At 62.1% G+C, this 9,002-nt stretch carries 8 protein-coding genes; 1 reads left to right on the top strand and 7 read right to left on the bottom strand.

Annotation, left to right across the window (positions count from 1 at the left end; translation table 11 throughout):
• The coding region (gene argJ / locus AT959_RS15250) for a bifunctional glutamate N-acetyltransferase/amino-acid acetyltransferase ArgJ (RefSeq protein ID WP_066886384.1) at window positions 1-1,223 on the bottom strand (1,223 nt) is incomplete at its 3' end.
• A 48-nt stretch (window positions 1,224-1,271) separates the two neighbouring features.
• Window positions 1,272-3,980, bottom strand: coding sequence for a preprotein translocase subunit SecA (gene secA / locus AT959_RS15255; RefSeq protein ID WP_066884749.1), 2,709 nt, complete (start codon window positions 3,978-3,980; stop codon window positions 1,272-1,274).
• 217 nt (window positions 3,981-4,197) lie between these two features.
• Between secA and AT959_RS15260 the strand changes: the two genes are divergently transcribed.
• On the top strand, window positions 4,198-4,632 hold the full coding sequence (locus tag AT959_RS15260; RefSeq protein WP_066884752.1) for a DciA family protein: 435 nt from the start codon (window positions 4,198-4,200) through the stop codon (window positions 4,630-4,632).
• Here the strand turns inward: AT959_RS15260 and AT959_RS15265 are convergent.
• From AT959_RS15265 to AT959_RS15285, 5 genes are all read right to left on the bottom strand, one after another.
• Complete coding sequence (locus tag AT959_RS15265) at window positions 4,619-4,807, bottom strand: hypothetical protein (RefSeq protein ID WP_066884754.1); 189 nt, start codon at window positions 4,805-4,807, stop codon at window positions 4,619-4,621. The two genes, AT959_RS15260 and AT959_RS15265, sit on opposite strands and share 14 nt — an antisense overlap.
• 6 nt (window positions 4,808-4,813) lie before the next feature.
• Window positions 4,814-5,728: a UDP-3-O-acyl-N-acetylglucosamine deacetylase gene (gene lpxC, locus AT959_RS15270; protein ID WP_066884758.1), complete on the bottom strand. Its 915-nt coding sequence runs from the start codon at window positions 5,726-5,728 to the stop codon at window positions 4,814-4,816.
• Window positions 5,729-5,810: 82 nt separating this feature from the next.
• Complete coding sequence (gene ftsZ / locus AT959_RS15275; RefSeq protein ID WP_066884761.1) at window positions 5,811-6,986, bottom strand: cell division protein FtsZ; 1,176 nt, start codon at window positions 6,984-6,986, stop codon at window positions 5,811-5,813.
• 35 nt (window positions 6,987-7,021) lie between these two features.
• Window positions 7,022-8,251, bottom strand: a complete 1,230-nt coding sequence (ftsA, locus tag AT959_RS15280) for a cell division protein FtsA (RefSeq protein WP_066884764.1) — start codon at window positions 8,249-8,251, stop codon at window positions 7,022-7,024.
• A gap of 4 nt (window positions 8,252-8,255) precedes the next feature.
• Entirely contained in the window at window positions 8,256-8,996 is a 741-nt protein-coding gene (locus AT959_RS15285; protein WP_066884767.1) for a cell division protein FtsQ/DivIB, read from the bottom strand.
• Window positions 8,997-9,002 lie beyond the last annotated feature (6 nt).

The raw sequence follows: 9,002 nt of genomic DNA on the forward strand, positions 1-9,002 counted from the left end.
CTTCTGTAGTCGGCGTTGATCTTCACGTAATCGTAGGAAAAATCGCAGGTATAAACGCAGGCTTTCGCCGCGCCCCGGCCGAGATCGACGCGGACGGTGATTTCTGCCTGCGCCATGACACGGGCGCCATCCTCTTCCTGGTAAGCCGCAGCACGACCGCCATTTTCGGCCACCAGCACATCATCGAGCCAGACCTTGACGCCATCGACATCCAAGTCGTCGATGCCGGCATAGCCGACTGCGGCCAGAATCCGGCCGAGATTCGGGTCGGAGGCGAAGAAGGCTGTCTTGACCAGCGGCGAGTGGCCGATGGCGTAACCGACCTTGCGGCACTCTTCGACATCCTTGCCGCCTTCGACGGCAACGCTGATGAACTTGGTGGCGCCTTCACCATCGCGCACGATGGCCTGGGCCAGCTCGACCGACACAGCAATGATCGCCGCCTTGACCTCGGCCCAGCCGGCATCGGTTTCAGCGGCAAAGCTGGCACCGGACTGACCGGAAGCGATCATCACGAAGGAATCGTTGGTCGAGGTGTCGCCGTCGACAGTAATGCAGTTGAAGGAGGCATCGGCCGCTTCCTTGACCAGCTTGTCAAGCAAGGGCTGGGCGATACCGGCGTCGGTAGCGAGGAAGCCGAGCATGGTCGCCATGTTCGGCTTGATCATGCCAGCGCCTTTGGAAACACCGGAAATGGTCACTTTTTTACCGTTGACCGTCAGGGTGCGCGAAGCTGCCTTGGCCACCGTATCGGTAGTCATGATGCCGTGCGCGGCAGCATGCCAGTTGTCGGCCTTCAGATCGGCAAAGACAGCCGGCAGGCCGGCCTTGATACGCTCCGCCGGCAGCAGCTCGAGAATGACGCCGGTCGAAAAGGGCAGCACCTGCTCGGCCGCGACGCCGAGCAATTCGCCCACCGCCGCGCAGGTCGCCTGCGCCGCCTGCCGACCGGGCTCGCCGGTGCCGGCATTGGCGATGCCGGTATTGACCACCAGGGCGCGAATTTCCTTGCCGCTCGCCAGATGCTTGCGGCAGAGCTGGACCGGTGCCGCGCAGAAACGGTTCTGCGTGAACACGCCGGCCACCGTGCAGCCGGCATCAAGCACGACCAGCGTCAGGTCGCGACGGTTTTTCTTGCGGATCTCGGCTTCAGCGACACCGAGGCGAACACCGGCCACCGGAAAGAGTTGATCGGCAGCAGGGGTAGCGTAATTGACAGGCATTTTCGTGGCTCCAAAAGCATCAAGGCACCGCTGGGGTGCCTTGGCGGGTCAGGACAGTTTTCCGTGGCAGTGCTTGTATTTCTTGCCGGATCCGCAGGGACATGGATCGTTTCGCCCCACCTTCGGCCCGCTATCGGCCGCCGGGCCTGCCGCGGCCTCGGCCTCCGTGCCCAGCGCCTCGTCGTAGCCGGCGTGCTGGTACTGGACGTTCTGGACATCGGCGTGTGGCGCGGTTTCCTCGACATCTTCCTGCGAGCGGATCTGCACAGTGAACACGATGCGGGTGACTTCCTTGCGCACCAGATCAAGCAGGCCTTCGAAGAGTTCGAAAGCTTCGCGCTTGTATTCCTGCTTCGGGTTCTTCTGGGCGTAGCCGCGCAGGTGAATCCCCTGGCGCAAGTGATCAAGCGCCGCCAGATGCTCGCGCCAGTGCGAGTCGAGGCTCTGCAGCATGACGTTGCGTTCGAACTGGTGGAACGTCGCGGCACCGACCAGTTCGACCTTGGCCCGGTAGGCCTCGTCGGCTTCCTGCAGGATGCGGGTCAGAATTTCTTCGTCGGACAGCGTCGGCTCGTTCTTGAACCACTCGGCGACCGGCGCGGCAATTTGCAGATCGGCCGCCAGCGCACGCTCCAGACCCTCCATATCCCACTGCTCTTCGACCGATTCGGCCGGCACGTAGGTGCGGAAAGTTTCGGCGATGACGCTCTGCCGCATCGCGGTGATGGTTTCCGAGATGTCGTCGGTTTCCAGCAGTTCGTTGCGCTGCTGGTAGATCACCTTGCGCTGGTCGTTGGCGACGTCGTCATATTCCAGCAATTGCTTGCGGATATCAAAGTTGCGGGCCTCGACCTTGCGCTGCGCCGATTCCAGCGAGCGGGTGACGAGCGGATGCTCGATCGCCTCGCCTTCCGGCATTTTCAGCTTGTCCATGATGGCGCGCAGGCGCTCGCCGGCGAAGATGCGCAAAAGCGGATCGTCGAGCGACAGGTAGAAGCGTGAGGAACCGGCATCGCCCTGGCGACCGGCCCGGCCGCGCAGCTGGTTGTCGATCCGGCGCGACTCGTGCCGTTCGGAACCGATGATGTGCAGACCGCCAGAGGCCAGCACCTGATCGTGCACCTTCTGCCATTCGGCGCGCATGGCGGCGATTTTCGCCTCGCGCTCGGCTTCCGGCAGCGACTCGTCGTGCTTGATCGCCGAAGTGGCCTTCTCGATACTGCCGCCGAGCACGATGTCGGTACCGCGACCGGCCATGTTGGTGGCGATGGTGATGACGCCAGGGCGACCGGCTTCGATGACGATCTCGGCTTCGCGGGCATGCTGCTTGGCATTGAGCACGTTGTGCGCCAGGCCTTCCTTGTCGAGCAGACCGGAGAGCAGCTCGGAAGCTTCGATCGAGGTTGTGCCGACCAACACCGGCTGGCCACGCTTGGCGCACTCGCGGATGTCGGCAATGATCGCCGTGTGTTTCTCGTCCGCCGTCTTGAAGACCAGGTCGTTCATGTCCTTGCGGACCATCGGCCGATGCGTCGGCACGACGACGGTTTCCAGGCCATAGATCTGGTGGAATTCGTAGGCTTCGGTATCCGCTGTGCCAGTCATGCCGGCCAGCTTGCCGTACATGCGGAAGTAATTCTGGAAAGTGATCGAGGCCAGCGTCTGGTTCTCGGCCTGGATCTGCACGCCTTCCTTGGCCTCGACGGCCTGGTGCAGACCATCCGACCAGCGGCGGCCGGCCATCAGGCGGCCGGTGAATTCGTCGACAATGGTCACTTCGCCGTTCTGCACGACGTAATGCTGGTCCTTGTGGAACAGCGAGGCCGCCCGCAAGCCGGCGTTCAGGTGATGCATCAGCGTGATGTTGGCGGCGTCGTAAAGGCTGCTGCCTTCCTTGAGGATGCCGTGCTCGGCCAGCAGTTGCTCGGCGTGCTCGTAACCGGCTTCGGACAGGTGAACCTGATGGCCCTTTTCGTCGACCCAGTAATCACCCTCGCCATTTTCTTCCTGCGCCCGGCTGAGCAGCGGCACGACGGCGCGCATGCGGACGTAGAGGTCAGTCTGGTCGTCGGCCTGGCCGGAAATGATCAGCGGCGTCCGTGCTTCGTCGATCAGGATCGAGTCCACTTCGTCGACGATGGCGTAATTCAGGCCGCGCTGCACCCGTTCGCCGGCCGTATAGACCATGTTGTCGCGCAGGTAGTCGAAACCGAATTCGTTGTTGGTGCCGTAGGTGATGTCGGCGGCGTATGCCGCCTGTTTCGCCTCGTGATCCATCTGCGACAGATTGACGCCGACGCTGAGGCCGAGGAAGCGGTGCAGCCGCCCCATCCATTCCGAGTCGCGGGTCGCCAGGTAATCATTGACCGTGATGACATGGACGCCCTTGCCGGAGATGGCATTGAGATAGGCCGGCAGCGTGCCGACCAGTGTTTTGCCTTCGCCGGTGCGCATTTCGGCGATCTTGCCGTAATGCAGCACCATGCCGCCGATCATCTGGACGTCGAAGTGGCGCATCCCGAGTTCGCGCTTGCCCGCTTCGCGAACGACCGCAAAGGCTTCCGGCAACAGGTCGTCGAGCGACTCGCCATTAGCGTGGCGCTGGCGGAACTCGTCCGTCTTGGCACGCAGCTGCTCGTCGCTCAGGGCTTCGAGCGTCGGCTCGAGGGCATTGATGCGTTTGACCGTTTGGGAGAATTGCTTGATCAGCCGATCGTTGCGGCTGCCGAAAATCTTTTTGAGTAGGCCAGAAATCATCGCGATGGAATGTTGGTTGCGTACAGCCGGAAAGCGGCGATTCTAACACGCTGCCCCCTGACGACGAGGGCGACCTAAATCAAGGAGTTATTTGCCGCTCGGGCCAGCCACTTCAATTCAAGCAAGCCACCGCTGGATACGGCAAGGCATAATGCGGACAGAAGGCGCCGTGTTGGCATGGCGCAAGACCGGAACAACCTGCACAGAAGCTGCCGCCATGCACTACGAGCCCGAGTATTTTCTTGACCGCGACGCCGCCTCCGGCCGAGTCATGGCCCACGCCCGGCTCCTGCTCAAGCTAGCCCGCCGCTTCGAAGCTGTTGCCCCGGCAGCCTTTCGTTATACGGCACACGTCGCCAACTACAAGTCGGGGACTATCGTCATCCACACCGACAACGGTGCGGTAGCCGCCAAAATCCGCCAGATGGGTCAGCGCCTGTGCGCCGAATTATCGAAAAGCGGGGCCGAGTGCATCGTCATGGAAGTCAGAGTGCAGCCGCGCGAAATTCTTCGCCAGCCTATCGCCTCAACCCTCAAGCCGATTTCGGAAGAGGCCTGCGTAGCGCTGCGGTCGACCACTGAAAAACTGCCAAAAGGGCCGCTGCGCGCCGCCCTCGACCACTTGCTGGAGCGCGCCGCTAAACGGGGATGACGGCGATGCGCTCGATGATCATCAGCGCAAAGACAACCAGGGCAAAGATGATGCCGTAGCGGAAGAGGCGCCAGGTAAAGGCCAAGTAGGCCCGGTTGCCGCTGATGACATAGATCAGCAGGCTGACGCCGATCGCCACCACCAGAATGACTGCCAGCAAACGCAGCAGCCACATGTGGGCTTAGGCCAGCTGGTTCAGCCAGCGCGTGACGCCAACCGGAGCACGCTCCGCTTCGTCGAAGGTGGCGAATTCCCAGGACTCCTGGTGATTCAGCAACTCGCGAGCCAGCAGATTGTTCAGCGCGTGACCGCCCTTGTGCGACGAATAGGCGGCCAGCAAAGGATGGCCGAGCAGGTAGAGGTCACCGACGGCATCGAGAATCTTGTGTTTGACGAATTCGTCGCCGTAACGCAGGCCGTCCTGGTTGAGGACGCGGAATTCGTCGAGAACGATGGCATTTTCCAGGCCGCCGCCCAAGGCGAGGCCGTTTTCGCGCAGGTATTCGACTTCCTGCATGAAACCGAAGGTACGGGCGCGCGCCACTTCACGGGTGTAGGACTGCTCGGCGAAATCGATTTCGGCTTTTTGCGCCGATTTGTCGATGGCCGGATGATTGAAAACGATGGAGAAACTGAGACGGTAGCCGTCATAAGGCTCGAAGCGCGCCCATTTGTCGCCGTCGCGTACTTCGATCGGCCGGGTGACGCGAATGAATTTCTTGGCCGCATTCTGCTCTTCGATGCCAGCGGACTGGATCAGGAAGACGAACGGGGCAGCCGAGCCGTCGAGGATGGGCACTTCCGGCGCATCCAGATCAACCCAGGCATTGTCGATACCGAGTCCGGCGAAAGCCGACATCAGGTGCTCGATGGTTCCTACCTTGACCCCCTCTTTTTCCAGGCACGAGCACATCCGGGTATCGCCGACCATGAAGGCCTTGGCGGGGATATCCACCGGTTCCGGCAGATCAACGCGGCGAAAGACGATGCCGGTATCCGGAGCTGCCGGACGCAGGGTCATATTGACCTTGACGCCACCATGCAGGCCGACGCCTGAGGCGCGGATAAGGGTCTTGAGCGTGCGTTGCTTTAGCATGCAAGTGCTTGAATAATTTGGGGAGCGGCGCATTGTAACACAACGCGCCGCCGCCCTTTTTCAGAGTGAGCCTTTCTTACATTCAGTCCGCCTGCTTGCGCAGGAAGGCCGGAATGTCGTAACGGTCGACACCGCTGTTGGCCAGCGCTTCGACGGTGACGTTGCGCTTGCGCACCACGGCCGGGACATCGGCGATCTGGTTGTAGTCGATGGCCGGACCGCTGGAGAAGGCGACGGCATCGTGCGTGCCGGTCGCCTGCATGACCGGGGTGTTGATGACTTCGAACGTCTGGCGCTTGGCCACTGCCTGGCCGAGGCCGGTGGCAACCACGGTGACGCGCAGCGCATCGTCCATCAGTTCGTCGTACACGGCACCGAAGATGATGTGGGCGTCTTCGGCCGCGAAGGCCTTGACGGTGTTCATCACCTCATTGACTTCCTTCATCTTGAGGCCGCCCTTGGCGGCCGTGATATTGACCAGCACGCCCTTGGCACCGGACAGATTGACGCCTTCGAGCAGCGGCGAGGCGACAGCCTGTTCGGCGGCGATGCGGGCGCGGTCGACGCCGGCGGCAGCGGCAGAACCCATCATGGCACGGCCCATTTCACCCATCACGGTGCGGACGTCTTCGAAGTCGACGTTGACCAGGCCCGGGTAGGTAATGATTTCGGCAATCCCGCCAACGGCATTTTTCAGCACATCGTCAGCCGCCTTGAAGCAATCGTCGACATCGGCGTCGTCGCCCATGACTTCCATCAGCTTGTCATTGAGGATGACGATCAGCGAATCGACATGCTTGGAGAATTCGGCAATACCGGCTTCGGCGGACTTCATCCGCTTGTTGCCTTCAAAACTGAACGGCTTGGTGACGACACCAACCGTCAGGATGCCCATTTCGCGGGCAATTTCGGCGACCACGGGCGCGGCACCGGTACCCGTGCCACCACCCATGCCGGCCGTGATGAACGCCATGTGGGCGCCTTCCAGGCTGGCGCGGATTTCGTCGCGATGTTCCTGCGCCGCTTCCTGGCCCTTTTCCGGCTTGGCGCCAGCGCCCAGGCCGGTCTTGCCGAGCGACAGCTTGGAGGCTGCGGCATTGCGGCTGAGCGCCTGGGCGTCGGTATTGGCGGCGATGAACTCAACGCCGTTCACGCCTTCGCGAATCATGTGCTCGATGGCATTGCCACCGGCACCGCCAACCCCGAACACCTTGATGATCGTGCCCGCCTCTTCGTCTTTCTCGATGATCTCAAACATGACTACCTCCTCTGAAAAAACTGTTCACAAACAAATCAAAAATTCTTGGCAAACCACGACTTCATGCCGTCGAAGACGTCCTTGAAGCCCTGCTTTTCCTGGATCTTCTGGCCGCGCTTGCGCTGCGCCTGCGCTTCGAGCAGCAGGCCGAAAGCGGTCGAGAAACGCGGGCTCTGCACGACATCGGCCAAGCTGCCGCTGTATTTCGGGTTGCCCAGGCGAACCGGCATGTGGAAGATTTCCTCGCCCAGTTCGACCATGCCCGGCATCACGCTGGCACCGCCGGTCAACACGATGCCGGAGGATAAAACCTCCTCGAAACCGGCCCGGCGCAGTTCGTTCTGGATCAATTCGTAAAGCTCTTCGACGCGCGGCTGGATGACGTCGGCCAGCGCGCGGCGGCTCAGCTTGCGGCTCGGCCGGTCATCGACGCCGGCGACATCCATGTTCTCGGCGGCGTCGGCCAGTTGCGACAGGGCGCAACCGTATTTGCACTTGATATCCTCGGCCTCGCGGGTCGGCGTACGCAGCGCCATCGCGATGTCGTTGGTGATCTGGTCGCCGGCGATCGGGATCACCGAGGTGTGGCGGATGGCGCCCTGCGTCCACACCGCGATGTCGGTCGTGCCGCCACCGATGTCGATCAGGCAGACACCGAGATCCTTCTCGTCCTCGGAGAGCACGGCGTAGCTGGAAGCCAGCGGCTGCAACACCAGGTCATTGACCTCCAGACCGCAGCGGCGGACACACTTGACGATGTTCTGGGCCGCCGAGACGGCGCCGGTGACGATGTGCGTCTTGACTTCCAGGCGCATGCCGCTCATGCCGATCGGCTCGCGAATGCCATCCTGGCCGTCGATAACGAACTCCTGCGTGAGGATGTGCAAGATTTCCTGGTCGGCCGGAATCGGCATCGCCTTGGCGGTTTCGATGACGCGCTCGACATCGCTCGGCGTCACTTCCTTGTCCTTGATCGCCACCATGCCGTTCGAGTTGAAGCTCTTGATGTGGCTGCCGGCGATGCCCGTATAGACGTCCTTCACCTTGCAGTCGGCCATCAGCTCGACTTCCTGCACGACGCGGCTGATGGTGTGCACCGTTTCCTCGATATTGACCACGACGCCCTTTTTCAGGCCGCGCGAATCCTGCGAGCCCATGCCGATGACGTTCAAATGGCCTTCCTGATTGATCTCGGCGACCAGCGCGACGATTTTCGACGTCCCGATGTCCAGCCCGACCACCAGATCCTTGTTGTCCCTGCTCATATGCTTACTTTCCCTTCCCCTCGGCCGCTGTACGCACCGCGAAACCATTCGGATACCGCAAATCCACCACCGCCGGCCGGACCGCCCGTTTGGCGACCGTTTCCGGATAAACCTCGATAAATCGTTGCAGGCGCACGCCGATCGGCGACTTCGGCTGCTCGCGCCCCATATCCACCAACATGCCGTTCTCCAGCTTCAACTGCCAGGCCAGACGCGGCGACAGGATGAGCTGCACCGGCTTTTCGCTGATCACCTTGAAGCTGCCGACCAGTTCGCCATAGCGCTTCAGCACCTCGCCGGCCGTACCGGGCGGCCCGAACAGCAGCGGCAAGGCGGCCAGTTCCGTTTCGCCGGCCAAGGCCGCAAAAACCTCGCCGTAACTGTTGACCAACTCGCCCCGCGCCTCGCCCCAGCGGGCGACCGGACGATGCTCCTCGACCTTCACTTCCAGGCGGGCCGGCCAGATCCGGCGCACTTCCACCTTGCGCACCCAGGGCAGCTTTTCCAGCGCGCCGCGCACGGTTTCCAGATTCAGGCTGAAGAAATTCCCTTTCAGGGCGGCCGGCAACACCTGCTCGACCTCGCCCCGCCGCGTATGGGCCAGCGGCTCGGCAAAAACCACCTGCTGCACCGGCAACGACGGTACGCGCACCAGCCAGACCGCCGCGGCGGCCAGCAACGCGGCCGACGCTGCGAGAATCAGCAGGTCGGCCAGCGCATTCAACAGGTGCGGTTTGTTCCACATTCATTG

The organism is Dechloromonas denitrificans (assembly GCF_001551835.1).
GTDB classification, from domain to species: domain Bacteria; phylum Pseudomonadota; class Gammaproteobacteria; order Burkholderiales; family Rhodocyclaceae; genus Azonexus; species Azonexus denitrificans.

Excerpts from the sequence above, each read along its gene's own strand:
- AT959_RS15285 (WP_066884767.1), bottom strand. The coding sequence starts at position 8,996 with ATGTGGAACAAACCGCACCTGTTGAATGCGCTGGCCGACCTGCTGATT.
- AT959_RS15260 (WP_066884752.1), top strand. The coding sequence starts at position 4,198 with ATGCACTACGAGCCCGAGTATTTTCTTGACCGCGACGCCGCCTCCGGC.
- AT959_RS15265 (WP_066884754.1), bottom strand. The coding sequence starts at position 4,807 with ATGTGGCTGCTGCGTTTGCTGGCAGTCATTCTGGTGGTGGCGATCGGC.
- ftsA (WP_066884764.1), bottom strand. The coding sequence starts at position 8,251 with ATGAGCAGGGACAACAAGGATCTGGTGGTCGGGCTGGACATCGGGACG.
- secA (WP_066884749.1), bottom strand. The coding sequence starts at position 3,980 with ATGATTTCTGGCCTACTCAAAAAGATTTTCGGCAGCCGCAACGATCGG.
- ftsZ (WP_066884761.1), bottom strand. The coding sequence starts at position 6,986 with ATGTTTGAGATCATCGAGAAAGACGAAGAGGCGGGCACGATCATCAAG.
- lpxC (WP_066884758.1), bottom strand. The coding sequence starts at position 5,728 with ATGCTAAAGCAACGCACGCTCAAGACCCTTATCCGCGCCTCAGGCGTC.